General features: G+C 71.0%; 21 protein-coding genes. 9 read left to right on the forward strand and 12 right to left on the reverse strand.

Annotated elements, in window-relative coordinates; all coding sequences use genetic code 11:
- Nucleotides 1–2 precede the first annotated feature (2 nt).
- The gene (locus ACFY2Z_RS26065; RefSeq protein ID WP_390746515.1) at nt 3–533 is read right to left on the reverse strand and encodes a GtrA family protein; all 531 of its coding nucleotides are present in this window, start codon (nt 531–533) and stop codon (nt 3–5) included.
- 252 nt (nt 534–785) lie between these two features.
- On the opposite strand from ACFY2Z_RS26065, the gene ACFY2Z_RS26070 reads away from it, so the two are divergent.
- The 3 genes from ACFY2Z_RS26070 to ACFY2Z_RS26080 are packed head-to-tail and all read left to right on the forward strand — an operon-like array spanning nt 786 to nt 3639.
- The gene (locus ACFY2Z_RS26070; RefSeq protein ID WP_390746516.1) at nt 786–1925 is read left to right on the forward strand and encodes a 5-(carboxyamino)imidazole ribonucleotide synthase; all 1140 of its coding nucleotides are present in this window, start codon (nt 786–788) and stop codon (nt 1923–1925) included.
- Nucleotides 1922–2452 (forward strand): 5-(carboxyamino)imidazole ribonucleotide mutase, encoded by a 531-nt coding sequence (purE, locus tag ACFY2Z_RS26075; RefSeq protein ID WP_390746517.1) that lies wholly within the window; start codon nt 1922–1924, stop codon nt 2450–2452. The genes ACFY2Z_RS26070 and purE overlap by 4 nt, the downstream gene beginning before the upstream one ends.
- A gap of 5 nt (nt 2453–2457) precedes the next feature.
- Nucleotides 2458–3639, forward strand: a complete 1182-nt coding sequence (locus tag ACFY2Z_RS26080) for a dipeptidase (protein WP_390746518.1) — start codon at nt 2458–2460, stop codon at nt 3637–3639.
- A 41-nt stretch (nt 3640–3680) separates the two neighbouring features.
- On the opposite strand, the gene ACFY2Z_RS26085 is transcribed toward ACFY2Z_RS26080, so the two are convergent.
- Together ACFY2Z_RS26085 and ACFY2Z_RS26090 are read right to left on the reverse strand one after the other, a co-directional pair.
- The gene (locus ACFY2Z_RS26085; protein WP_390746519.1) at nt 3681–4196 is read right to left on the reverse strand and encodes a CbrC family protein; all 516 of its coding nucleotides are present in this window, start codon (nt 4194–4196) and stop codon (nt 3681–3683) included.
- A gap of 83 nt (nt 4197–4279) precedes the next feature.
- Nucleotides 4280–5437 carry an acyl-CoA dehydrogenase gene (locus ACFY2Z_RS26090; protein WP_390746520.1) on the reverse strand — a complete coding sequence of 386 codons (1158 nt, stop codon included), beginning with the start codon at nt 5435–5437 and terminating at the stop codon, nt 4280–4282.
- Between the two features lie 175 nt (nt 5438–5612).
- Between ACFY2Z_RS26090 and ACFY2Z_RS26095 the strand changes: the two genes are divergently transcribed.
- Nucleotides 5613–6956, forward strand: a complete 1344-nt coding sequence (locus ACFY2Z_RS26095) for a UDP-glucose dehydrogenase family protein (RefSeq protein ID WP_390746521.1) — start codon at nt 5613–5615, stop codon at nt 6954–6956.
- 135 nt (nt 6957–7091) lie between these two features.
- Here ACFY2Z_RS26095 and ACFY2Z_RS26100 read toward each other — a convergent pair whose 3' ends face one another.
- Nucleotides 7092–7592: a CGNR zinc finger domain-containing protein gene (locus ACFY2Z_RS26100; protein WP_390746522.1), complete on the reverse strand. Its 501-nt coding sequence runs from the start codon at nt 7590–7592 to the stop codon at nt 7092–7094.
- 154 nt (nt 7593–7746) lie between these two features.
- Here ACFY2Z_RS26100 and ACFY2Z_RS26105 point away from each other — a divergent pair, with 154 nt between their 5' ends.
- Nucleotides 7747–8106: a VOC family protein gene (locus tag ACFY2Z_RS26105; protein WP_390746523.1), complete on the forward strand. Its 360-nt coding sequence runs from the start codon at nt 7747–7749 to the stop codon at nt 8104–8106.
- Between the two features lie 88 nt (nt 8107–8194).
- On the opposite strand, the gene ACFY2Z_RS26110 is transcribed toward ACFY2Z_RS26105, so the two are convergent.
- Nucleotides 8195–9466, reverse strand: a complete 1272-nt coding sequence (locus ACFY2Z_RS26110; protein WP_390746524.1) for an LCP family protein — start codon at nt 9464–9466, stop codon at nt 8195–8197.
- A gap of 120 nt (nt 9467–9586) precedes the next feature.
- Here ACFY2Z_RS26110 and ACFY2Z_RS26115 point away from each other — a divergent pair, with 120 nt between their 5' ends.
- Nucleotides 9587–10159 (forward strand): acyl-CoA thioesterase, encoded by a 573-nt coding sequence (locus ACFY2Z_RS26115; RefSeq protein ID WP_390746525.1) that lies wholly within the window; start codon nt 9587–9589, stop codon nt 10157–10159.
- A 71-nt stretch (nt 10160–10230) separates the two neighbouring features.
- On the opposite strand, the gene ACFY2Z_RS26120 is transcribed toward ACFY2Z_RS26115, so the two are convergent.
- Entirely contained in the window at nt 10231–11610 is a 1380-nt protein-coding gene (locus ACFY2Z_RS26120) for an LCP family protein (protein WP_390746553.1), read from the reverse strand.
- A 222-nt stretch (nt 11611–11832) separates the two neighbouring features.
- Between ACFY2Z_RS26120 and ACFY2Z_RS26125 the strand changes: the two genes are divergently transcribed.
- Nucleotides 11833–12861, forward strand: coding sequence for a glycosyltransferase family 2 protein (locus tag ACFY2Z_RS26125; RefSeq protein ID WP_390746526.1), 1029 nt, complete (start codon nt 11833–11835; stop codon nt 12859–12861).
- 80 nt (nt 12862–12941) lie between these two features.
- Here the strand turns inward: ACFY2Z_RS26125 and ACFY2Z_RS26130 are convergent, their stop codons facing one another.
- The 4 genes from ACFY2Z_RS26130 to ACFY2Z_RS26145 form a co-directional block, all read right to left on the reverse strand.
- Entirely contained in the window at nt 12942–14615 is a 1674-nt protein-coding gene (locus ACFY2Z_RS26130; protein ID WP_390746527.1) for an LCP family protein, read from the reverse strand.
- A gap of 206 nt (nt 14616–14821) precedes the next feature.
- The gene (locus ACFY2Z_RS26135) at nt 14822–16561 is read right to left on the reverse strand and encodes an LCP family protein (protein ID WP_390746528.1); all 1740 of its coding nucleotides are present in this window, start codon (nt 16559–16561) and stop codon (nt 14822–14824) included.
- A gap of 238 nt (nt 16562–16799) precedes the next feature.
- The gene (locus tag ACFY2Z_RS26140; protein ID WP_390746529.1) at nt 16800–18068 is read right to left on the reverse strand and encodes an LCP family protein; all 1269 of its coding nucleotides are present in this window, start codon (nt 18066–18068) and stop codon (nt 16800–16802) included.
- 127 nt (nt 18069–18195) lie between these two features.
- The gene (locus tag ACFY2Z_RS26145) at nt 18196–18957 is read right to left on the reverse strand and encodes a TIGR03089 family protein (protein ID WP_390746530.1); all 762 of its coding nucleotides are present in this window, start codon (nt 18955–18957) and stop codon (nt 18196–18198) included.
- 121 nt (nt 18958–19078) lie between these two features.
- On the opposite strand from ACFY2Z_RS26145, the gene ACFY2Z_RS26150 reads away from it, so the two are divergent.
- Both ACFY2Z_RS26150 and ACFY2Z_RS26155 read left to right on the forward strand, forming a co-directional pair.
- Nucleotides 19079–20488 (forward strand): N-acetylmuramoyl-L-alanine amidase, encoded by a 1410-nt coding sequence (locus tag ACFY2Z_RS26150; protein ID WP_390746531.1) that lies wholly within the window; start codon nt 19079–19081, stop codon nt 20486–20488.
- Nucleotides 20489–20767: 279 nt separating this feature from the next.
- Nucleotides 20768–21850, forward strand: coding sequence for an NDP-sugar synthase (locus ACFY2Z_RS26155; RefSeq protein WP_311699716.1), 1083 nt, complete (start codon nt 20768–20770; stop codon nt 21848–21850).
- Between the two features lie 140 nt (nt 21851–21990).
- Here the strand turns inward: ACFY2Z_RS26155 and ACFY2Z_RS26160 are convergent, their stop codons facing one another.
- Nucleotides 21991–22992 carry a DNA-3-methyladenine glycosylase family protein gene (locus tag ACFY2Z_RS26160; RefSeq protein WP_390746532.1) on the reverse strand — a complete coding sequence of 334 codons (1002 nt, stop codon included), beginning with the start codon at nt 22990–22992 and terminating at the stop codon, nt 21991–21993.
- A 192-nt stretch (nt 22993–23184) separates the two neighbouring features.
- Nucleotides 23185–24504 (reverse strand): coenzyme F420-0:L-glutamate ligase, encoded by a 1320-nt coding sequence (locus ACFY2Z_RS26165; RefSeq protein WP_390746554.1) that lies wholly within the window; start codon nt 24502–24504, stop codon nt 23185–23187.
- Nucleotides 24505–24531: the final 27 nt, after the last annotated feature.

Raw genomic sequence — 24531 nt, forward strand, 5'->3', positions numbered from 1 at the left:
GGTCAGCGGTTGATGCGCTGGTCCTTCTCCGCCTGCTCGAGTATCGACTCGGCGCCCGCCACGGCCTCCCCGGCCGGCATCGTCCGGAAGACCCACGAGCGGTACGACCAGAAGCGGAACAGGGTGCCGAGGCCGATGCCGAGGAACTTGAAAATGTTGCTCTGCAGCGGGGTGTCCCAGCCGAACCCGTACGTCGCCGCGTACAGCACGCCGTTCTCGATCAACAGGCCCGCGGCGCTGAACAGCAGGAACAGCCCCACCTCGCGGGTACGGCCGTTCTTGTCCCGGTCCCGGTAGGTGAAGTAGCGGAACCCGATGTAGTTGAAGACGATCGCGACGACCGTGGCGATGACACTCGCCCGGACCACCTGCAGACCGGTGACGTTGCGCACCAGGTTGAACACCAGCAGGTTGACGAGCAGGCCCGCGCCGCCGACCGCCCCGAACTTGGCGATCTCGCGCATCATCTGCTCGACCTGCCGGCGCACCGCGCCTCGGGGTTTGTCCTGCAGGCCCGTGGAACCACTGCCCATGGTGTTGCCAGCCCCCGTCGGGTCGGTCGTATCGGTCGTTGACAGCGGCCTGACGCATCCGTCGGATGGGCCGATCGGATGCATCGCTCCGTCGTATCGGCCGGTCGGCACGGCGCGCCGAGCGGTACCGTCAACCCCGCCATGCTAACCAGCGGCCGTGGACGACGCCCGTGGACGAGTACATGAGGACGGAAAGAAAGCCCGGCGAGGGACGGAATCCGGCCTCTTTGGCGCGGCCGATACCCTAGGGGCGTGACTTTCCCGGTAGTCGGCATGGTCGGCGGTGGCCAGCTCGCTCGTATGACACACGAGGCGGGCATCCCGCTCGGCATCAGGTTCAAGCTCCTCAGTGACACCCCCCAGGACTCCGCGGCGCAGGTCGTCCATGACGTGGTCGTCGGCGACTACCGCGATCTGGACACGCTGCGTGCCTTCGCGCGGGGCTGCGACGTGATCACCTTCGATCACGAACATGTGCCCACCGAGCATCTGCGGGCCCTGGAGGCGGACGGCATCCCCGTGCGCCCCGGCCCGGACGCGCTCGAGCACGCGCAGGACAAGGGCGTGATGCGGGCGAAGCTCGACGCGATCGGAGTGCCGTGCCCACGCCACCGGATCGTGAGCGACCCGGCGGACGTGGCCGCGTTCGCCGCGGAGGGCGACGGCTTCCCGGTCGTCCTGAAGACCGTCCGCGGCGGTTACGACGGCAAGGGCGTGTGGGTCGTACGGTCGGCCGAGGAGGCCGCCGCGCCGTTCCGCGCCGGTGTGCCCGTCCTCGCCGAGGAGAAGGTCGACTTCGTCCGGGAGCTGGCCGCCAATGTCGTACGCTCGCCGCACGGTCAGGCCGTGGCCTACCCCGTGGTGGAGTCGCAGCAGGTCAACGGGGTCTGCGACACCGTGATCGCCCCCGCCCCCGGTCTCGCCGAGGAACTGGCGCTCAAGGCCGAGGAGCTGGCCCTGAGGATCGCCAAGGAGCTCGGGGTCGTCGGGCACCTCGCCGTCGAGCTGTTCCAGACCCGCGACGGCCGCATCCTGGTCAACGAGCTGGCGATGCGCCCGCACAACTCCGGCCACTGGAGCCAGGACGGCGCGATCACCTCGCAGTTCGCCAACCATGTACGGGCGGTCCTCGACCTCCCGCTCGGCGACCCCCGCCCCCGTGCCAGGTGGACCGTCATGGTCAACGTCCTCGGCGGCGACTACCCCGACATGTACTCCGCGTACCTGCACTGCATGGCCCGCGACCCTCAGCTGAAGATCCACATGTACGGCAAGGACGTGAAGCCGGGCCGTAAGGTGGGCCACGTCAACACCTACGGCGACGACCTCGACGACGTGCTGGAGCGCGCCCGTCACGCTGCCGGCTATCTGAGAGGGACGATCACGGAATGAGCCCGGTCGTAGGCATTGTCATGGGGTCGGACTCCGACTGGCCCGTCATGGAGGGCGCCGCCAAGGCCCTCGACGAGTTCGAGATCGCCTACGAGGTCGACGTCGTCTCCGCGCACCGCATGCCGCGCGAGATGATCACCTATGGTGAGCACGCCGCGGACCGCGGTCTGAAGGTGATCATCGCCGGTGCCGGCGGTGCCGCCCATCTCCCCGGCATGCTGGCCTCCGTCACCCCGCTGCCGGTCATCGGCGTCCCCGTCCCGCTGAAGTACCTGGACGGCATGGACTCGCTGCTGTCGATCGTGCAGATGCCGGCCGGCGTGCCCGTCGCCACGGTCTCGGTGGGCGGTGCCCGCAACGCCGGTCTGCTCGCGGCCCGCATCCTCGCCGCGCACGACGAGGAACTCCTCGGCAGGATGCGGGACTTCCAGCACGACCTGAACGACCAGGCCACCGAGAAGGGCAAGCGGCTGCGCGCCAAGGTCGACGGCGCGGCCGCCGGTTTCGGCTTCGGCACGGGGAAGTGACCGCCATGAGCAGCTCACTCGAAGCGGCGCGCGAACTCCTGCGCGGGTTCCCGGTCGTCGACGGGCACAACGACCTGCCCTGGGCGCTGCGCGAACAGGTCCGCTACGACCTCGACGCCCGTGACATCGCCACCCACCAGAACGCCCATCTGCACACCGACATCCCGCGGTTGCGCGAGGGCGGCGTCGGTGCGCAGTACTGGTCGGTGTACGTGCGCGCCGACCTTCCCGACGCGGTCCCCGCGACCCTCGAACAGATCGACTGCGTACGTCAGTTGATAGACCGTCACCCGGCGGACCTGCGTGCGGCCTCGACCGCCGCCGACATGGAGGCGGCGCGCGCGGAGGGCCGTATCGCCTCCCTGATGGGTGCGGAGGGCGGCCACTCCATCGCGAACTCCCTCGGCACCCTGCGCGGGCTGTACGAGCTGGGCGTGCGCTATATGACGCTCACGCACAACGACAACGTCGCGTGGGCGGACTCGGCGACCGACGCGCCGGTGGCCGGCGGTCTCACCCGGTTCGGCCGCGAGGTCGTGCGCGAGATGAACCGCCTCGGCATGCTCGTCGACCTCTCGCACGTCGCCGCGACGACCATGCGGGACGCGCTGGACGCGACGGACGCCCCGGTGATCTTCTCGCACTCCTCCGCCCGGGCGGTGTGCGACCACCCGCGCAACATCCCCGACGACGTCCTGGAACGCCTCCCCGCCAACGGCGGTGTGGCGATGGTGACGTTCGTGCCGAAGTTCGTCCTCCAGGCGGCCGTCGACTGGACGGCCGCGGCGGACGAGAACATGCGGGCGCACGGCTTCCACCACCTCGACACCACCGCCGAGGCGATGAAGGTGCACCACGCCTTCGAGGAGCGCAACCCGCGCCCGATCGCCACGGCCGCGACGGTCGCCGATCACCTGGACCACATGCGCGAGGTGGCGGGCGTCGACCATCTCGGCATCGGCGGCGACTACGACGGCACCGCGTTCACGCCGGACGGCCTGAACGATGTCTCCGGCTACCCGAACCTGATCGCGGAACTGCTGGACCGCGGCTGGTCGACCTCCGACCTGGCCAAGCTGACCTGGCAGAACTCCGTACGGGTGCTGGGCGCGGCCGAGGACGTGGCCCGCGACCTGAAGGAGCGCCGGGGTCCGTCGAACGCGACGCTGGAGGAACTGGACGGCTGAGACGAGGGGGCGCCGCGACTGCCGGCGCCCCTGTTCGTCCGTCAGGTGAAATCCGCGTAGGCCAGGTGCTGAGCGCAGCTGCGGCAGCGGAACAGATACGCGGTGGGCTGGCCGTCGGCGTCCAGCGACGCGAAGAACGACTCGCCCAGCGTCTCGCGCAGGCTCTGCGCGGCCTCCGGATGGTCCGCCAGCTCCTGGGCGCCCGCGCGGCCCAGATACGCCGCCGCGTCCCCGCAGTGCGTCAGCCAGCGCTCCTGCTGCCAGCCGGCGAACCCCGGCGTACGCCGTTCCACGGTACGCACCACCGACTTCGGCGCCTCGCCCGTCACCTCCGTGAACTGCGCCCCGAACCGCTCCGCCGCGCTGCCGTCGGCGATGCACCAGGGGCACAGCTCGGCGCGGATGTCCGCCACCGCGTACACGGGCCCCACGTACACATATCCGCGCCGCAGCCCGCAGCACAGACACTCCGTGTCCCCGGCGACCACCGCACCGGTGGCCAGGGGGTCCGGGTGGTACGGAAAGGACGGCAGCTCCGCCGTCGCCGGATCACTCATGTCCCCACCCTGCCGTACGAGGAAAAGGGGCACCCCGCAGGGTGCCCCGGAACCCACCGCGCATTGCCGCGACGGGGCGCGCGCTACGGCAGGTTGCGCGCCATCACGATCCGCTGGACCTGGTTCGTGCCCTCGTAGATCTGCGTGATCTTGGCGTCGCGCATCATGCGCTCGACCGGGTAGTCACGGGTGTAGCCGTAACCGCCGAGAAGCTGGACGGCGTCCGTGGTGACCTCCATCGCCACGTCCGAGGCGAAGCACTTGGCGGCGGCGCCCTGGAAGGTGAGGTCGCCGTCGCCGCGCTCCGAGGCGGCCGCGGCCTGGTAGGTCAGGGCGCGGGCGGCGGCGACCTTCATGGCCATGTCGGCGAGCATGAACTGGATGCCCTGGAAGTCGGCGATCGGCTTGCCGAACTGCTTGCGCTCCTTGACATAGCCCTTGGCGTAGTCGAGGGCGCCCTGAGCGACACCGAGGGCCTGAGCGGCGATGGTGATGCGGGTGTGGTCGAGCGTGCGCATCGCCGTGGCGAAGCCCGTGCCCTCCTCGCCGATCATCCGGTCCGCCGGGATGCGGACGTTGTCGAAGTAGACCTCGCGGGTGGGGGAGCCCTTGATGCCGAGCTTCTTCTCCGGGGCACCGAAGGAGACACCCTCGTCCGACTTCTCGACGACGAACGCGGAGATGCCCTTGGAGCGCTTCTCGGGGTCGGTCACCGCCATGACCGTGTAGTACTCGGAGACGCCCGCGTTGGTGATCCAGCGCTTCACGCCGTTGAGCACCCAGTGGTCGCCGTCGCGCACGGCCCGCGTCTTCATACCGGCCGCGTCGGAGCCCGCCTCCGGCTCGGACAGGCAGTACGAGAACATCGCGTCGCCCTTGGCCAGCGGGCCCAGGTACTTCTTCTTCAGCTCCTCGGAGCCGGAGAGGATCACGGGCAGCGAACCGAGCTTGTTCACGGCCGGGATGAGGGAGGAGGACACGCACGCGCGGGCCACCTCCTCGATCACGATGACCGTGGCGAGCGCGTCCGCGCCCGCGCCGCCGTACTCCTCGGGCACGTGCACCGCGTGCAGGTCATTGGCGACGAGGGCCTCCAGCGCCTCCTGCGGGAAGCGGGCCTCCTCGTCCACCGCGGCGGCGTGCGGCGCTATCTTGGCCTCGGCCAGCGAGCGGATGGCGTCGCGGAGCATGTCGTGCTCCTCGGACGGGCGGTACAGGTCGAAGTCAGCCGATCCGGCCAAGGTCTCTCACGCTCCAAAGAGGCTGTGCTGACGCTAATTACCGTTAAGTAACCCAAATTTTAGGGGTACGCCCACGCGAGGGATACGTGAGCTTGGCGACAGCGGGAAACCTGCCCGCCGAGGTGCCCGGCTATGCTCGGGCACCGATTCACCGCCGCTTTTCCTGGAGCACCGCATGAGCCTGAAGATCACCGTGATCGGTACCGGCTATCTCGGCGCCACACACGCCGCGGCCATGGCCGAGCTGGGGTTCGAGGTGCTGGGTCTCGATGTCGTTCCCGAGAAGATCGAGATGCTCCAGCGGGGCGAGGTCCCCATGTACGAGCCGGGGCTGGAGGAACTGCTCCGCAAGCATGTCGCGGGCATCGAGGGCGCCACCGGGCGGCTGCGGTTCACCATGGACTGGGCCGAGGTGGCCGCGTTCGGCGACATCCACTTCATCTGTGTGAACACCCCGCAGAAGCACGGCGAGTACGCCTGCGACATGTCCTACGTGGACGCCGCGGTCGCCTCCCTCGCGCCGCATCTGACGAGCCCCGCCCTCGTCGTCGGCAAGTCGACCGTGCCGGTCGGCTCCGCGGACCGGCTGGCCGCCTGTCTCGCCGAGCACGCGCCCGCGGGCCGGGACGCCGAGCTGGCCTGGAACCCGGAGTTCCTGCGGGAGGGCTTCGCCGTCCAGGACACGCTGCACCCCGACCGGATCGTGGTCGGCGTGCGCAGCGAGCGGGCGGAGAAGCTGCTGCGCGAGGTGTACGCGACCCCGGTCGCCGGGGGCTCGCCCTTCGTGGTGACCGACTTCCCGACCGCGGAGCTGGTGAAGACCTCCGCGAACTCCTTCCTCGCCACCAAGATCTCCTTCATCAACGCGATGGCGGAGGTGTGCGAGGCCGCGGGCGGCGATGTGGCCAAGCTCGCGGAGGCCATCGGGCACGACGACCGGATCGGCAAGAAGTTCCTGCGGGCCGGCATCGGCTTCGGCGGCGGCTGTCTGCCGAAGGACATCCGGGCGTTCATGGCGCGCGCGGGCGAGCTGGGCGCCGACCAGGCGCTGACCTTCCTGCGCGAGATCGACTCCATCAACATGCGCCGCCGCGGCCAGATGGTCGAGATGGCGCGCGAGGCGGTGGGCGGCGGCTCCTTCCTCGGCAAGCGGGTCGCGGTGCTCGGCGCCACCTTCAAGCCGGACTCCGACGACGTCCGCGACTCGCCGGCGCTGAACGTCGCCGGGCAGATACACCTCCAGGGCGGCCAGGTCACGGTCTACGACCCCAAGGGCATGGAGAACGCGCGGCGGATCTTCCCCACGCTCGGGTACGCGGACTCGGCCCTGGCGGCGGTCGGGGGCGCCGATGTCGTGCTGCACCTGACGGAGTGGCGGGAGTTCCGCGAGCTGGATCCGGCCGAGCTCGGCGCGGTCGCGACCTCCCGGGTGATCCTCGACGGCCGTAACGCGCTCGACCCCGAGCTGTGGCGCCGGGCCGGATGGACGTACCGCGCGATGGGCCGCCCGACCGCGTAAGAGGGGCCGAGAAGGTACGAGAAGAGGGTGACACCGGTCCGGCCGAGGCTCAGTCGGCCGGACCGGCGTCCTGTGCATTCTGCACCACGGTCCGGGCGTGTGAGCGGCGAGTGCCCAACCCTGTGAACCGTGCGTCTATTTCGCCCGGTATCGTCGCATTTTCGCGCGCGCCCCGCACACCGACATCGAGCACCAGCGGCCCTTGCCGGCCGGGCTGCGGTCGTAGTACGCCCAGTGGCAGTCGGGCAGTTCACAGGCCTTGAGGCGCAGCCAGGTGCCCGCCGTGAGCGCCTCCGCGACGGCGGCCGCCACCCGGGACGGCAGATCGCCCGTGTCGGCGGGGGCGAGGGCTGCCGAGCCGTCCCGCTCGTTGACGGCCACCAGTAGCGGTGCCCGCGCCAGCAGCGCGCCCAGGGGCGTCACCTCGCGGTGCGGGGGATGTCCCGCGTGGGCCAGGCAGACGGCGCGCAACGACTCCCGCAGTGCGCGTACGTCCGCCAGTCCGGCTTCCGTGACGCCGAGCTCGGCGCGCCCTTCCGGCGTGTCCAGGCGGTCCTCGCCCGACTCCAGGTCCAGGGTGTTGACCAGGGCCTCCACCAGGGCGAGGCCGCCGGGAGCGGGGGCTCTGTCCGTCATCTCCGCGACCTCTGTGCCCTCATGCCTGCGACGCCACCTCTCTCATTTCGCTTGCGACGTTACCTCCTGTCCGCCAGTATGGGGTAACCGGCGCCGTTACCGGTTGACCGGCTCTACAGGTAACACTGACGATCAGGACTCCGAGGAGGAAGTCATGGCGCTCGCCAAGCTGGACGTCGTCGTCCTGGACTGCCCCGACCCGCGCGCCCTCGCCGGTTTCTACGCCGAGGTGCTGGGCGGCACGGTGGAGGACAACGGCGAGTGGGTGGACCTGAAGGTGCCCGGTGGCCAGTCGCTGGCGTTCCAGGAGGCGCCCGGCCACGTACCGCCGAAGTGGCCGTCCCCCGACGACTCGCAGCAGTTCCATCTGGACCTGGTGGTCGACGACCTGGACGCCGCGGAGCGGGGTGTGCTCGCGCTGGGCGCCCGGCCGCTGGACGTGGAGGACCGCGCGCGCACCTTCCGGGTGTACGCGGACCCCGCCGGGCACCCGTTCTGCCTCTGCGCCTCCTGACCCCCGGCACGGCGGCCGGCGGCCCCGCCGGAACGTGAAGGGCCCCGCCGAACCTCTCGGCGGGGCCCCTGCCCGGTGGACGGACGGCTCAGTTGCCCGTGACCGTCACCTTCTCGTCGTTCTTCAGTTCGTCCACCAGCGTCTTGACCTTGGACTTGTCCCACACCAGATTGCCGCCGGTGGAGCCGGAGACCGGCATGTTCATCGATGTGCCGTCGCCGCCGCTGACGCCCTTCATCGCCCAGAACATGGACCCCAGGTCCCACAGACTCATGTCCTTGTCGACCGTCAGGGAGTCCAGGCCCGCGCTCATCGTCGGGTAGAGGGCGAAGGGGTTGAGGATCGTGGACGGGGTGGCGACCTGGTGCGCCAGCGCGGAGAGGAACTTCTGCTGGTTCTTCGTGCGCTGCAGGTCGCTGGTGGCGAAGGCGTGCCGGGTACGGACGAAGGCGAGGGCCTGCTCGCCGTTCAGCGTCTGCTTGCCCGCCTTGAAGTCGGCGCCCGAGTACTTGTCCTTGAAGCCCTTGTCGATGGTCATCTCGACACCGCCGACCGCGTCCACGATGTTCGCGAAGCCCGCGAAGCCGATCTCCACGTAGTGGTCGATGTGCAGGCCGGTGTTGTACTCGACGGTGCGGACCAGCAGCTCGGGGCCGTCCTCCGCGTAGGCCGCGTTCAGCTTCGTGTGGCGGCCCTTGCCCTGGTAGACCTTGCCGGACGTCGAGCCCTTGTATGTGGGTATCTCCACATCCGAGTCACGGGGCAGCGACACCAGGGTGTCGCCGTTGTCGCCGACGTGCAGGATCATCATCGAGTCCGTCCGCTTGCCCTCGGCGGACCCCGTGTGGAGCTTCTTCTTCTCGTCGTCCGACATGCCCGCGCGGCTGTCGGAGCCGACGATCAGGTAGTTCGTGCCCTTGCCGGCGGCCGGACGGTCGATGACCTTGGAGAGGTCGACGTCCCGGTGGAGCTTGGAGTCGGCCCAGAAGTACGTGGCCACCGACGTCACCACCAGCAGGGTGACCAGGGTGATCGCGGTCCACTTGATCCGACGGCCCCAGTTCGGCGCCGGGCGCCCGGGTCCCGGGCCGTAGCCGCCCGGCCCCTGGGGGCCGCCGCCCGGGGTGCCGTAGACCTGGCCGGTGTTGTAGTCGCTGTCGTAGCCGCCGTAGCCCTGGTCGTACGTCGGCTGCTGCGGAATCCCGCCGTACGGCGGTGCGGCCTGAGGACCGCCCGGGCCACCCGGCTGGCGCCGGACCTGGCGCATCACGCGGGCGCTCTCAGGCTGCGCGCTGCCGCTGCCGCGTCCGTAGCGGTTGCCGCGGTTGTCGTCGGACCATGCCTCGGGCCAATCGTTCATGCGCCCCAGTGTGCAGGGTCCCGGTATGGGCCCGACAAGGGGCCGAGGAGAACGGGGTCAGGGCTGTTGCGAAGCTGACACAAAGTCTCCGCAGCGGCCGCCCGGCATATGGTGGACCGCATGACAGACCTGGCCACCACCCCGGAATCAGAAGTTCCGGGCGAAAAAGCGGGTGACATACCCGGGAAGCCCACTTCCGCGTCCCGCACCACCCTCAGCCACATCATGACCCACAACGACACCAATCTCCTGGGCACGGTGCACGGCGGCGTGATCATGAAACTCGTCGACGACGCGGCGGGCGCCGTGGCCGGCCGGCACTCCGGTGGCCCGGCCGTCACCGCGTCGATGGACGAGATGGTCTTCCTGGAGCCGGTCAGGGTCGGTGATCTGGTTCATGTGAAGGCCCAGGTCAACTGGACCGGCCGCACCTCCATGGAGGTCGGGGTGCGGGTGCTGGCCGAGCGCTGGAACGAGTCCACGCCGGCCACCCACGTGGGCTCCGCATATCTGGTCTTCGCCGGCGTCGACTCCGACGGCAAGCCGCGGCCGGTGCCGCCGGTGGTCCCGGAGACGGACCGGGACCGGCGCCGCCACCAGGAGGCGCAGATCCGCCGCACCCACCGGCTGGCGCGCCGCCGCGCGATCAAGGAACTGCGGGAGAAGAGGACGGCACAGGGCTACGAGGAGTGACGGCCCGGGGGTCGACGGCTGCGCGGTGTGACTTAGTGACCACGGCTCCCCGCGTCCGGCCGGCCGGGCTCCTACGGGCACACCACCTCGTCCCCGGTCACCACCGCCGGTGCCGCCCCGGGCGCGGGCGGGGGAGGGGGCGTCCGCACCGGCTGCACCTCCTTGAAGTCGGCCCCCGCGATCACTTTCAGCGTCGGCCCCTGCCCGGGTGTGGGGCGCAGCTCGCTGCCCGGCAGGGCCGCCGCGAGGGCCTTCGCCGAGCGGTCCCAGCGCGGGTCGTAGACGACGGCCGTGCGCTGTGCGGCCTTGCCCGCCGCGCTCGCCGGCCGGTGCGTGGTGCGGAACCCGGTGGCCGCGAGGCCGTCGTCCACCCGCTTGCCGAGCCCCTCGGTGGCCGTCCCGTTCTCCACCTGGACCTGGATCTGCCGGGGGTCCACCTCCACCTCGACCGCGGCGGGGCCCTTCTTGCGCGGCGGCCTGGACGGGGCGAGCGGCCTGTCGTCGCGCAGTGACGTGAACAGCGCCCGCGCCTTCGCGTCGTCCCACTTCACGGTCGAGCCGAGGCCCTTGACCTCGTAGGTCATCTGCCCGATCGGCACGGTCGTGAACTCCGACGAGCGGGGTGAGAAGTTCCGCATCACCCGGCCCAGGTCGAGCAGCTGGCCGGTGCCGAAGCCCGGGTCCGCCCGCACCGAGCCGAGTGCCGCCCGGGCCACCTCCCGGAGCCTCAGCGGGTTCAGCAGCAGGCCGGAGGAGGTCGCCCGGTCGATCAGCGCCGCAAGGAACTTCTGCTGCCGCTGCATCCGGCCCAGGTCGGAGGCGCCGTCGACATGGCGTGAGCGCACGTACTGCAGGGCCTGGCCGCCGCTCAGAACATGGGTGCCGGGGGACAGGTCCAGCCCGGTGTAGGGGTCCTTCAGCCGTTGCGGGGTGCACACCCGGACCCCGCCGAGCACGTCCACGGTCTTCATGAAGCTGATGAAGTCGACCTCCAGATAGTGGTCGATCTTCAGATGGGTCATGTGCTCGACGGTGCGCACGGTCAGGTTCGGGCCGCCCTCCGCGTAGGCCGCGTTCAGCCGGATCGGGTGGGTCTCCCGCCGCCGCCCGGGGTGCGCGGTGCGCGTCGGCACCTCCGCGTAGGAGTCACGCGGCAGGCTGACCACGGTCGCCCGGTTCCCGTCCGCCGAGAGGTGCACGATCATGATCGTGTCGGTGCAGTGGCAGGGCGCGCCGCCGAGCCGGAATCTGTGCCGCTCCTTCTCCGTGATCCTGTCGCGGCCGTCGGTGCCCACCAGCAGGACGTTCATCCCGTGGCCCGCCTCGGGACGGTCCTTCATGTCCTTGAAGGGGTCGATCCGGCCGATGCCCTCGTCGAGGCCGGTGATCACCGCATGCCCGATGCCGGCCGACGCGAGCACCACCACGGAGAGCGCGGTGACCGCCCGCATGGTCCAGCGGGTCTTCCTCCGCCGTACGGGCGGCCGCCGGGCGGGTGAGCTGCGGGCCGGCCGAGGGCGCGCGGGCGAGCGGGTCGGGGTGGGCACGGGGGAGACCTCCGCGGAGCTGGATGGGGCATCCCTGGGCACCGTAAGCCGACAGGTTCCGGGGCCCCGGGCAGCGCCCGGGCGGCGCGCACCGGTGTCCCCCGTTCGCGGTAACGTGAGCCTCCTATGAACGCCAATCCCGACGTGCGACTCCCCGCCGTTTCCGTGATCATGCCCGTGCTCAACGAGGAACGGCATCTGCGCGGAGCCGTCCAAGCGATCCTCGCCCAGGAGTACGCCGGCGAGATGGAGGTCGTGATCGCCCTCGGTCCCTCCGCGGACCGCACGGACGAGATCGCGGCCGAGCTGGTCCGCGAGGACCCGCGGGTGCACACGGTCCCGAACCCGACCGGACGGACGCCCGCCGCGCTCAACGCCGCGATCAAGGCCTCCCGCCACCCGATCGTGGTGCGCGTGGACGGCCACGGCATGCTCTCGCCGAACTACATCGCGACCGCCGTCCGCCTCCTGGAGGAGACCGGGGCGCAGAACGTCGGCGGGATCATGCACGCCGAGGGCGAGAACGCCTGGGAGCACGCGGTCGCCGCGGCCATGACCTCGAAGATCGGGGTCGGCAACGCCGCGTTCCACACCGGTGGCCAGGCCGCTCCGGCGGAGACGGTCTACCTCGGTGTCTTCCGGCGCGAGGCGCTGGAGCAGCAGGGCGGCTACAACGAGGAGTTCATCCGCGCCCAGGACTGGGAGCTCAACTTCCGCATCCGCGAGGCGGGCGGCCTCATCTGGTTCTCGCCCGAGCTGAAGGTGTCCTACCGGCCCCGGCCGAGCGTGCGGGCGCTGGCCAAGCAGTACAAGGACTACGGCCGCTGGCGGCACGTGGTCGCCCGGTACCACGAGGGCTCCATCAACCTGCGCTACCTCGCCCCGCCGACCGCGGTGTGCGCGATAGCGGCCGGTGTCGTGGCGGGCGCCGCGCTGACCCCCTGGGCCTTCGTGATCCCGGGCGGCTATCTCGCGGCGATCGTCCTGGGCTCCGTCCCCGCGGGCAGGGGCCTGCCGCTGCCGGCGCGGCTGCGGATCCCCGTCGCCCTCGCGACCATGCACATGTCCTGGGGCTGGGGCTTTCTGACCAGCCCGAAGTCGCTGGCGAAGAAGGTCATCGCGTCCCGGCGGCCGGCGGTCGTCGCCTCCCGCTGAGCGCGTCGGCAACCGCGTAGGGCCCCTCTCCGCAATGGAGAGGGGCCCTACGCGTCGCGGTCACCGGACAGGGGCGGCGGTCACCAGGTGTAGTGGGGATCCACCGTCATGCACTGCTTCGTCGCCCCGTTGAGAACGTTCGCCGTCGTCGGGGTCTTGTCGTCCTCCTTCGGCGCCTTGTACGCGGCGTCCGACCGCCAGTCGGCGCCCACGACCAGGGTGACCCCGGAGACGTCCGTGGACTTCACCACCGAACTCGCGGGGATGCCCAGGACCTTGGCGACTCGCTCGGCGTCGCCCTTCAGATCCGCGCTCGGGTAGCGGATCACCGTCTTGTCCTCGGAGAGCACCGTCGAGGCGTCCGCGCTGGCCTCGCCGAAGCCCTTGCCGACGAGCAACTGGGCCACGGCGCTCGCCCGCCCGCGGGCCGGGGCGAGCGTGGAGGTGCCGGTGCCGTTCTGCACCTGGACCGCGATCTTGTCGTCGCTGTCCGTGGGGGCCGTGGCCGCCTGGGGCGTGGGCTTCTTCTTCGTGCCCTTGCCGTCGAGCGCGATGTCCTCGCGCACCAGACGGAACAGCTTGTCCGCGTCCCCCGGCTTGGGCACCACGCGTTCCCCGACGTAGTCGTACGGCATCGTGGTCATGGTGATGCGGTCGGTGGGCACCTTCTTCAACTCGGTGCTCAGGTCGTAGAGTTTCGCGACCGTACCGAGGCCCTTGTCGACGGTGAGCGACTGGGTGGCGGTCTCGGCGAGTTTGCGCAGTTTGTCAGGGTTGTTCAGCGTGGCGTTGGCGCGCAGCTCGCGGACCATCGCGCTCATGTACTGGTGCTGGGCCTTGGTGCGGGCGATGTCGCTGCCGTCCTCGAACCCGTAGCGGGTGCGCAGCCACTGGAGGGCCTGCGTGCCCTTGACGTAGGTGGTGCCCGCCTTGAGCTTCAGGCCCGAGCCATGGCCGGAGGAGGTGTGCGAGTAGATGTTCTTGTCGACGCAGACGGGGACGCCGCCGACCGCGTCGGCCATCGAGACCACACCCGAGAAGTCGACCATGATGAAGTGGTCGATATGGATGCCGGTGAGCTTCTCCCAGGTGGCGACGGAGCAGCCGGGACCGCCGCGGCCCAGTGAGTCGTTCGTGATCCACTGCTGCGACGCCGGGTAGACATGCCCTTTGGAGTCGGTGCACTTGGGGATGGACAGCAGGGTGTCGCGCGGCATGCTGACCACCGACATGTTGGTGCGGTCGGCGGAGACGTGCAGCAGGATCTGGACGTCCGCGCGGGGCGGCGTCCCGAAGGTGTCCTTGGCGCCGCCGAGCTGCTGGTTCTCCTTGGTGTCACGGGCGTCCGACCCGAGAAGAAGGATGTTCAGCGGGGTCTGGCCCGCCGCGTTCGGCTTCGGTGCGGCCGCCCGGTCCTTGGCGTCCCCGATGTTGAGGTCGTCCTTCTTCAGGTTGTCGTTCAGGTGCTGGTAGTAGAGGTATCCCGCCCCGGCGGTGCCGAGTATGAGGACCGCCAGGATCGTCGCCGACCAGCGCAGGGCGCGGCGTCTGCGGCGTGGGCGCTGCCCGTCGGTCTTGTCGTGCCCGCCCGAGCCGTCGGCCGGGCCCCCGCCGCGCGGTTCGGTCGGCGGAGTGTCCTCGCCGTCCTGGGCGCCGTCGCCTTTCGCGTCGTACAGGCTCTCGTCCCAGCCCAGTTCACCGGCGTCGTGGACACGTGGTCGCGCCCCCTTTCCCCGCACCTTGCTCTGCACCAAGTCCCTGCCTCCCCACCCTGCGCCCGGCAAGCGGGTCCGTCCCGGAGCAGGCTGATCGCGCCGCTCCCGGGACCTTCGTCGTGGGCGGGACGCCCGTCGCGCCCCGCAGATGTTCCCGCGTCCAGTAGGACGCTTGACCCGCCCCGCAGGATGTACTCCTTGGGGCAGGTCTTGCGCCGTGTTAGACGCGCCGCGGGCCGCTCAGGTCACTTGGCGCACTGAACCTCGTCGGCCGTGGACTTGGTGTCGACGGCCGGTGCCTTGGTCGGGGCCGTCAGCGGTACCCCGGCGCCCTTGAAGTCCTTGCCGAGGGTCAGCACGATCGCGGGCAGTCCCTGGTCGTTCTTCTCGCTCTTGCCCGGCTTGAGCGCCGACGCGGGCAGGCCCATGAGATCCGCCAGCTTGCGGGCCTGGTCGGCCTGGTCGGGGGCGTACTCGAGGGTCGTCTTGTCGAGGTTGACGCCCGCGTTGCCGAGCTGGCTGGACTTGGTCACGCCCTCGGTGTTCTGCAGCCAGTCGAGCGTCTTCTGCGCGCTGCCGCCCAGGGCGCCGCCGTTGTAGATGTCGACGCGGATGTCGGCGGCGGCCGAGCGGGAGCCTTTGAGCCGGGCGTCCACGGCGGCCTTCTCCTTCTTCTTGACCGCGGTGAAGGAGACGTCCGCCTTGACCGCCTCGAAGACCTGGGGCGCCTTGCTGGGGTTCAGGATGACCGTCTTCTTGACCGCGCCGTCGGCGGGGTTGTCGAGGACCGGAACCGTCGTGAACGTCAGGTTCTTGGGATTGAGCTTGCCCAGCTCCAGACCCAGGTCCTTCAGCTTGCCGATGCTGTCGATCTTCGAGTCGACCGTCAGCGCCTTGGTGGCGGCCTCCGCCACGTCCAGCATCTTCGTCGGATCGCTGAGCGTGGAGTTGGACTTCAGCTTGCGCATCAGCGCGCTGAGGAACTGCTGCTGCAACTGGATGCGGCTCAGGTCGCCGCCGAAGCCCACGGCGTGCCGGGTCCGTACGAAGGCCAGCGCCGTCTCGCCCTCGATGTGGCGCATGCCCTTCTTCAGATTGAGGTGCGAGTCCCTGTCGTGTATGTCCTTGCCCAGACACACGTCGACACCGCCGACGGCCGACGTCAGCGTCTTGACCGCGTTGAAGTCGGCGACCATGAAGTCGTCCGGGGTGATGCCGGTCAGTTCGGTGACCGTGCGCATGGTGCAGCTCGGTGTGCGGTCGTCCTGGCCGAGGCTCGTGTTGAAGCGCACGCCCTTCGTGCCGGGGATGACCTTCGTGGTGCCGTCCGCCTGCTTCGTCGGGCAGTTGGGGACGTCGACGATCAGGTCACGCGGGATGCTCAGAGCGGTCGCGTTCGAGCGGTCCTTGGAGACGTGCAGAAGGATGTTGGTGTCGGCGTGCCCGACGCTGCCGGCGTCGCCGTATCCCGTGTTGCCCTGGCCGGTGCGCTTGTCGGTGCCGATCAACAGGATGTTGATCGCCTTGTCCTTCTGGAAGCCGCCGGTGCTCGCGCCGTCGTCCGACACAGAGGTGATGTTGTCGTTGAGGTGCTTGATGTAGAGGTAACCCGCCGCGGAGACCGCGACCAGCACGAAGGCCATGCTGCCGCCGGTCCACAGCAGCACCTTCTTCGCCCTGCCCTTCTTGGGCTTGGTCCGCCCACGGCGCCGGCCCGGCGGCGGCTCCTCGGGTGCACCTCGGCGCCGGCGGGGCCCCGGGACGGTGTCCGGGGGCGCTGTGCTCGGAACCGGCCCCCGGGATCCGGGCGCGGTACGGGTGCCCCCCTGGGCGCCCGGCGGGGGGTTGCCCCGGCGGGGTCTCGGCACGGCCGACTGCGGTGCGGAAGGGGCCAGTCGCAGTTCGTATTCGCCGGTGTTCGGGTTGAGTACCCACTGATCTGCGGGGTCGATGTTGTCCGCCCGCCCACGGCCTTGCGCGTCCACGGTTGTCCGAATCCTCCGTCGGGGCCACGCGGCGCCTTCCCCTCGAGGCGCACGGGTCTCTTGAGTCGGTGCGTGACCCAGGACGGACCTCACGGGTATGGCACCAGCTCGCTCACACTATCCGCCCAGTTCAGCGTCCAGCGACGGCGGTGACAAATTCCACTCCCCTACAACCGGGCAATCCGCCCCAATTCCCAGAGAGTTCTTAGCTCACACGTTCCCCGCCTTGGGCCGCACTTTACCCGCACGCGTCCTGTGCGGCCGTGTTCCCGCGGAAAGTGGGCGGGGGTTCGGGACTCCGTCGCGGAACACCGGGCCCAACAGGGGCCTTTCCGCCGGACATTCCGTTGTCGTACGACTCCGGGCCGTCACCGAAACCGCCTGCCTTGTCGCTCGTTTCTCCGGGCGAATCGGCCGGAACTTCCTTGGTGACCTCGACGGGCTGGTCGGCGCGCAACCGTGCGAAGAGATTCCGCGCCTGGGGCTGCACGAGTTGGTCGCGATTGGCATCGCCCGGGTACGGGGTGCGCGGGACGGTCAGGAACTGCACGTGCTCGGCGCCGAGGTTTCGCAGCCCTCTCACAAGCTGGTAGAGCCCGCGCAGACTCGCCAGGGACGGATCCGTGGTCAGGGCCGAGGTGGCCGCGTCCAGCACGGGATACAACGTCACCGGATTCAGCAGGACGTCGTTGCGGCGCACCTTGCCGACCAGCGCGCCGAGGAAGAGCTGCTGGCGTTCCATCCGCTCGGTGTCACTGCCGTTGCCGAGGCTCTTGCGGGCCCGCACATAACCGAGTGCCTGTTCACCGTCGAGCGTCACCCTGCCCGCGGGCAGCTTCAGCCGGGCGTCCTTGTCGTCGATCGGCCTCTTCAGGCACACCGTGACACCGTGGAGGGCGTCGACCATCTCCTTGAAGCCGTTGAAGTCGACGACCATGAAGTGGTCGATCCGGATGTTCGTCAGCTTCTCCACGGTGCGCACCGTGCACGCGGAACCGCCCGCGGCGAAGGCGTGGTTGAACATCGTGAAAACGGGCCGGGTACGGCTGCCGTCCGGCCGCCGGCAGTCAGGCACGTCCACCATGAGGTCCCGGGGCAGGGACACCGAGGTGGCGCTGCGCCGGTTCGACGCGAGGTGCAGCAGGATCGCGGTGTCGGACCGCTCGGTCCCGGAGTCCCGCCCGTACTGCCCGTTCCCGGCACCCGACCGCCGGTCGGACCCGATGATCAGGATGTTCTGCGCGCCGTGCGCCAGGGCGGTGGGCCGCTCCTTCTCGTAGCGCGCCAGCTCGGACGCCGCGTCGTTGTCGGCGGTGATGTTCGAGTTCAGCTTCTCGTACGCGGCCCACGCGAGCCCGCTGGTCCCGAGCACGAGCACGGCGAGGCCGAGCGCGGAGCGGCGCACCCAGCGCCGGCGCCGACGGGGTGGCCGCCACGCGGTGCCGTGGATCGTCACTGCCGGGTGCACCCCCTTGCGCGTACGAGCGTGTCGGGCTCTTACGACCATGGCCCGGGGCGGGGCCGGAAGGCGGGTGTTGCTGGTCCGAACGGGGGACGTCCCGGACGGGGGCGTGCGGTGCCCTCCGGCGCGGGCGGGAGGGCCGTGCGCGGCGTGGTGGACCGGGGCGGACCGCTCAGCGAGCGGTGGCGGTGGCCGACACGCGTTCGCTGTCGATCCGCTGTGCGAGCGCGTCCTCGCCGAGCCGGTCCAGGTGTCGGCAGAGCACCACCGAGCCGCCGGTGGACAGGGGCGCGTACAGCCCGGCGCTCAGACCCTCCCAGGTGTCGTACGGCAGCCCGGACAGCAGCCGGGAGCCGGGTCCGGTCAAGCCGAGGGCGGGCGCGTCGGCGCGGGCTCGCTCCACGACCTCCGCGCCCGTGTACTCCGCCCCGGCGACGATCAGCGCCGCCGCCTGCGGATCGACGGGCGCGTACGGCTGGAAACGGTCGCCCTGGCCCGGCACTTCGGCCGCGTAGTCCAGGAAGCCGGCCGGGACCTGCGGGAATCGTCCGCCGAGGGGGCGCAGGGCGAGGGCGACGCGCTCCCCGGAGCAGGCGCGCGCCGCGTCGAGCGTGTCGGGCCCGCTGACGACGAGGTCCGCGGCCGACGCGTCGCCGCCGATGTCCGCGACGACGCCCACGGACGCGCACGCGAGCAGCCACACCGCCGTCTGCCAGTGAGCCGGCAGCAGCAGCGCGACCCGGTCGCCGGGCTCGGCGGCGAGGTCGCCCTGGAGCAGGTTGGCGGTCTTGGCCACCCAATTGGCGAAGGTGGTGACGGAGAGTTCGACACGTTCGCCGGTGGCGTCGTCGTAGAAGGTCACCAGGGGGCGCGAGGGGTCCGCGACGAGCGCGGAACGCAGCAGGTCGGCAGGGGTGCGGTCGGTGGCGTTCACGCGCGCAAGCGTACGCGGGGGCGGTGGCCGGGGGCGGCGCGGCGGATGTGGGACGAGCCACCGGTTCGGCCGAGCGGATCCGACGACCCGTCAGTTCCTTGATGGACATATATGTCTGACTATGTCCAAGATCGTGGTCATGCGTGGATTCCTTGCTTCCTCGATCGGTGTCAGCTGCGCCGTACTCACCCTGCCTCTGGCGTCCCCCGCCACGGCGGCCGGGCCGGTCGCCGGGGCGGCCGTCCCCGGCAGCACCCAGTCGCTCCCTCTCGCGGCCCTCACCGGCTCGCGCGCCCCCGAGGCCGCGACCGAGCGGGGCCTCGCCCCGCAGACCGTGCGTTCCTTCTCCCTGGTCGGCGTCGTCTGGGACGACCCGGCCGCCGGACTTCACGGCCATGTCCGGATCCGCACCCGGGCCAAAGGCACGGGCCGGTGGTCCGGCTGGCAGGAACTGGAGGCCCGGAACCAGGACCACGGCCCCGACCCGGGCAGCGGGGAGGGCAGCTCGCGCCGGATGCGCGGAGCGACGGCGCCGCTGTGGGTGGGCGCCTCGGACGGCGTGCAGGTGTCGGTCCGCGCCGACGAGGCCGGATCCGGTGAGACCCGCGCCCCGAGGCTCCCCGACGGCCTGCACGTCGAACTGGTCGACCCGGGCCGGGCGCCGGGGGAGGACGCTCCCACGAGCCCCGAGGATCTCGCGGGCCCCGCGGGCCCCGCCGAGGTGCCGGACGCTCCGGGCGCGGACGCCCCGGACCCGGCCGTGGGCGCGGGCACGGGCGCGGAAACGATCACGTCCGCCGTGGAAGCCGGTCTCGCCCCCCTCAACGACATGGAGATCCCGGGGCCTTGGAAGGGTCCGGAGGAATCGCGGAAGCCGGGGAGGGCGGCCGGGAAGGACACGCCCACGGAGCACACCCGGCAGGCGTACGTCGCACCGCGCCCGCGCATCGTCTCGCGCAGCGGCTGGGGCGCCGACGAGAGCCTGCGCGAGCCGGACTTCCTCTACACGGACACCGTGAAGGCGGCCTTCGTGCACCACACCGCCACGGGCAACAACTACACCTGCGCCCAGGCCCCTTCCGTCATCCGCAGTATCTACCGCTACCACGTGGTGAGCAGCGGCTGGCGCGACATCGGCTACAACTTCCTCGTCGACAGGTGCGGAAACATCTACGAAGGCCGCGCGGGGGGTGTGGAGAAGCCCGTGATGGGCGCCCACACCCTCGGTTTCAACAGCGACACCACGGGGATCGCCGTCATCGGCACCTATACGTCCACCGCCCCGACGACCGCCGCGGTGGACGCCATCGCCCGGCTCACCGCATGGAAACTCGGCCTCTTCGGCGTGGATCCGCGCGCCAAGACATATCTGGAGTCCGGGGGTGGCAATCTCTACCCAAAGGGCGAGAACGTACGACTGAACGTGATCTCCGGCCATCGGGACGGATTCGCCACGGAGTGCCCTGGAAGGCTGCTCTACGGCGAACTCGACCTGATCCGCCTCAAGGCGGCCCGCTACCAGGGCCGCTGAGGAGGGGGCGGTCGCGGGACGTCGTACGCGACCGCCCGCGTGACGTCGTACGGTGACCGGCACCACACCGCACGACGTCTCGCACATGCGGCACGAGTTCATCCGTATGAAGGCGTGCGGGGGCGTTTCCCCACACAGCCGTCGAAGGACACCCCACTGTCGTCGAAGGCACCTCTAACGGTCCTCATAACGCCTTTAGCGGTCCTCATAACACGGTCTGCATACACTGGCCGGCCGATGGACAGTTCGGCCGGTCCCGGCAGGAAGCAGAGACGACAGGTGACAGAAGCGATCCTCCTGGTCGGCGGCAGAGGCACCCGGCTACGCCCCCTCACGGTGCACACGCCCAAGCCCATGGTTCCGGCGGCCGGGGTCCCGTTCCTCACGCACCAGCTGGCGCGGGCCAGGGCGGCGGGAGTCGAGCACATCGTGCTCGCCACGTCCTACCTCGCCGAGGTGTTCGAGCCGTACTTCGGCGACGGGTCGGCCTTCGGCCTCCGGCTGGAGTACGTGACGGAGGAGGAGCCGCTCGGTACGGGCGGCGCCATCCGCAACGTGGCGAGCCGACTCCACTCGGGCCCCGACGAACCGGTGCTCATCTTCAACGGTGACATCCTCACGGGCCTGGACATCCGTGCCCTGGTGCACACCCACGAGTCGACGGGCGCGGACGTCTCCCTCCACCTGACGAAGGTGACGGATCCGAGGGCGTACGGCCTGGTCCCCACCGACGAGACAGGCCGGGTCACGGCGTTCCTGGAGAAGCCGCAGACCCCTGAGGAGATCGTCACCGACCAGATCAACGCCGGGGCGTACGTCTTCCGCCGCTCGGTGATCGACACCATCCCGATGGGCCGCCCGGTCTCGGTGGAGCGGGAGACCTTCCCCGACCTGCTGGCCGCCGGAGCCCATCTCCAGGGCATGGTGGACTCGACGTACTGGCTCGACCTGGGCACTCCGGCCGCCTTCGTGCGCGGCTCGGCGGACCTGGTCCTGGGCCGCGCCCCGTCCCCCGCGGTGCCCGGCCGCTGCGGCGACCGCCTGATCCTGCCGACGGCTTCGGTCGCCACCGGCGCGAAGCTGACGGGCGGCACGGTGGTGGGCGAGGGCGCGTTCGTCGGGGAGGGCGCCCGGATCTCGGGCAGCACGCTGCTCTCCGGCGCGGTGGTGGAACCGGGTGCGGTCATCACCGACTCCCTCATCGGCGCGCGCTCCCGGATCGGCGAACGCTCGGTCCTCACGGGCGCGGTCATCGGCGACGGCGCCGTGGTCGGCGCGGACAACGAACTCCGTGACGGGGTACGGGTCTGGTGTGACGCGCGGATCCCCGCGGGCGCGGTGCGTTTCTCGTCGGACCAGTGAGGACGAGCGGGCGAGGCACGGCCGGGGGCCGAAAGTAAGAACCTGGTGAGGGCCGGGGCGGGCCGGGAGCACCGCCCCGGCCCGCACCTTCGCCCCGACGTCGTACTCCTCATTACTGCCTGCTGCTCCGTATCACTTCGTCACAGCCGCCCGATGTCCCCGCGCCGCATCCGCGGGGCCCGGCGCGGTGGCACGGAGCCGCTCAGCAGGATCAGCCGCGCCGCCCGGTGCCGCTGCCCCGCGTACGGCTCCAGCAGCGACAGCATCGTCTCGTCGTCCGCGTTCCGGTCCCCCGCGAGGGCGTAGCCCACGATCCCCGGCAGATGCAGATCCCCGACGGTCACCGAGTCCGCCGCCCCATGACTGCGCTGCACGGTCTCCGCGGAGGTCCACGGGCCGATCCCCGGCACCACCTCGAGCCGCGCCTGCGCCTCGGCCGGCGCCATCCCCGTCGCCTGCTCCAGCCGCGCGGCCAGCCGCACCGCCCGCAGGATCGTCGACGCCCGTTTGTCGTCGACACCGGCGCGGTGCCATTCCCACGACGGGATCAGGGCCCAGGTGCGCGGGGCCGGCATCACATGCATCCGTCCCGGCGAGGGACCAGGCGCCGGCTCCCCGAACTTCCGTACCAGCAGCCGCCACGCCCGGTACGCCTCGTCCGTGGTGACCTTCTGCTCCAGGACCGACGGGATCAGCGACTCCAGCACCAGGCCCGTGCGCGTCAGCCGCAGCCCGGGGCGTCGCTTCCAGGTCAGCGCGAGCAGCCGGTGCCGCGGCTCGAAGGCGCCCGGATCGTCCGACGCGCCGAGCATCTCGGGCAGCTGCTCCAGCAGCCACTCCGCCCCGGGCCCCCAGGCCTCCGCCTCGGCGTTCCCGTGCCGCAGCGCGACGCGCAGGGTGCCCGGTCCCTGAGGGGTGTGACTGGCCCGCCACACCGAGCCGTCCGGGGTCGCCCGGAACGTGGGATCGGCGGGTCCGCGCCTGAGCGGCCCCAGCACCAGCCCGAGATCGAGCGGGCCGGTCGGGGTCCAGGTCCGCCGTCGGCCCGGGGTCGCGACCTGCCGTGGCACGCCCCTGGGTACGACGACATCCCCACCGCGCAGGGTCGTGGGGGTGGGGCGGAGAGGGAAGCGTCCGGCCACGGAGGGGGTCCTAGGGAGGCAGGTCCGGGAAACTGGCGTGTCTTACGTGTCTTACGTGTCCTGGGCGTCTTGAGAGAGTCGTGTCCTACGTGTCTCAAGAGAGTAGAGCGCGCGACGGCCGCGCGGGGGTGACCGTCCGCACCTCGCGTCCCGAGTCCGGGCCCGGCGACCCGCGCCCGGCGCTCCACGCGCTCACCGCACCTCGATGAACGCCCCAGGATCCCGCTCCGGCCGGGGCCTCGGCTCCTCGGCCGGATGCCCGACCGCCACGGCGCCCATCGGCTCCCAGGTCTCCGGCAGCCCCAGTACCTCGCGTACGACGTCGCGGCAGAACATCGTCGACGACACCCAGGCCGAGCCCAGCCGCTCCCCGGCGAGCGCCACCAGCAGGTTCTGCACGCCCGCGCCGGTGGCGACCACGAACATCTCCCGCTCGGCCGCGTCCCGCCGCGCATGGCCGTAGGTGTGGGAGCCGTCCATGACCATGCAGGGCACGACGAGGTACGGCGCGTTGCGCAGCACGTCTCCGCGCCGGACCCGTTTCGCGATGGACTCCTCGCTCTTCCCGTCCCGCCGCAGATCGGCGATCCACGCCTCCCGCATCGCGTCCAGCAGCCGTGTCCGCGACTCCTCGGACTCCAGCAGCACGAACCGCCACGGTGTCGTGTGGTGCGGGGCGGGCGCGGTCACGGCGGCGGCCACCGCGCGCCGTACGGCACCGGGGTCGACGGGCTCGTCGGTGAACGCCCGCACCGTGCGCCGCTGGTTCACCGCCTCCCGTATCGCCTCGGAGGTGCCCAGCCGGAACATGTCGTCGCGCGCGCCGCGCACCATCGCCCGCGCGCCCTCGCCGTCGTCCCCGGCCATCAGGTGCGGCAGCCCGCGCACGACGGCGACGGGCAGACCGTCGGCCTTGCCCTTGACCAGGTCACCGGCCGCGGCCAGTTCGTCGGCGGTGGCGACGACGGTCGCGCTCAGCGGATTGCCGTGCGCGTCCGTGCCGCCGCGCAGGTCGTCCAGGACCCGTACGCCCGCGGCCCCGATGGCGACATCGGTGAGTCCGGTGCGCCACGGCCGCCCGAAGGTGTCCGTGACGATCACACCGATGTCGACGCCGAGTGCGTCCCGCAGCCCGTCCCGGACGGCGCGCGCGGACGCGTCGGGGTCCTCCGGCAGCAACAGCACGGTCCCCGCCGGGGTGTTGGAGGCGTCGACCCCGGCGGCGGCCATCACCAGGCCCTGCCGGTTCTCGACGATCCTGAGGGGGCCGCGCCGGGCGACGACCCGCACGGTCTCGGCGTCGATGGCGGCCTCCCGGTCGTCCGCCCGGACGACCCGGCCCTCGGCCTTGGACACGATCTTCGAGGTGACGAGGAGCACGTCCCCGTCGGCGAGACCGGGCTCCGCCGCGGCGATGACCTTCGCCAGGTCGTCACCCTCACGGATCTCGGGCAGTCCGGGCACGGCCCATACGCGGTAGCCCTGTGCACCGTCGGCCGCGAGGCCACCCAGGGCCTCGCCGGCCTCGTTCGTGGAAAG

It is taken from the genome of Streptomyces sp. NPDC001222 (assembly GCF_042896945.1).
GTDB classification, from domain to species: Bacteria; Actinomycetota; Actinomycetes; order Streptomycetales; family Streptomycetaceae; genus Streptomyces; species Streptomyces gibsoniae.

Bases quoted from the DNA above. Each gene is read 5' to 3' on its own strand.
- ACFY2Z_RS26065 (WP_390746515.1), bottom strand. From the start codon at position 533: ATGGGCAGTGGTTCCACGGGCCTGCAGGACAAACCCCGAGGCGCGGTG.
- purE (WP_390746517.1), top strand. From the start codon at position 1,922: ATGAGCCCGGTCGTAGGCATTGTCATGGGGTCGGACTCCGACTGGCCC.
- ACFY2Z_RS26080 (WP_390746518.1), top strand. From the start codon at position 2,458: ATGAGCAGCTCACTCGAAGCGGCGCGCGAACTCCTGCGCGGGTTCCCG.
- ACFY2Z_RS26085 (WP_390746519.1), bottom strand. From the start codon at position 4,196: ATGAGTGATCCGGCGACGGCGGAGCTGCCGTCCTTTCCGTACCACCCG.
- ACFY2Z_RS26095 (WP_390746521.1), top strand. From the start codon at position 5,613: ATGAGCCTGAAGATCACCGTGATCGGTACCGGCTATCTCGGCGCCACA.
- ACFY2Z_RS26100 (WP_390746522.1), bottom strand. From the start codon at position 7,592: ATGACGGACAGAGCCCCCGCTCCCGGCGGCCTCGCCCTGGTGGAGGCC.
- ACFY2Z_RS26105 (WP_390746523.1), top strand. From the start codon at position 7,747: ATGGCGCTCGCCAAGCTGGACGTCGTCGTCCTGGACTGCCCCGACCCG.
- ACFY2Z_RS26110 (WP_390746524.1), bottom strand. From the start codon at position 9,466: ATGAACGATTGGCCCGAGGCATGGTCCGACGACAACCGCGGCAACCGC.
- ACFY2Z_RS26115 (WP_390746525.1), top strand. From the start codon at position 9,587: ATGACAGACCTGGCCACCACCCCGGAATCAGAAGTTCCGGGCGAAAAA.
- ACFY2Z_RS26120 (WP_390746553.1), bottom strand. From the start codon at position 11,610: ATGCGGGCGGTCACCGCGCTCTCCGTGGTGGTGCTCGCGTCGGCCGGC.
- ACFY2Z_RS26125 (WP_390746526.1), top strand. From the start codon at position 11,833: ATGAACGCCAATCCCGACGTGCGACTCCCCGCCGTTTCCGTGATCATG.
- ACFY2Z_RS26140 (WP_390746529.1), bottom strand. From the start codon at position 18,068: ATGGTCGTAAGAGCCCGACACGCTCGTACGCGCAAGGGGGTGCACCCG.
- ACFY2Z_RS26150 (WP_390746531.1), top strand. From the start codon at position 19,079: ATGTCCAAGATCGTGGTCATGCGTGGATTCCTTGCTTCCTCGATCGGT.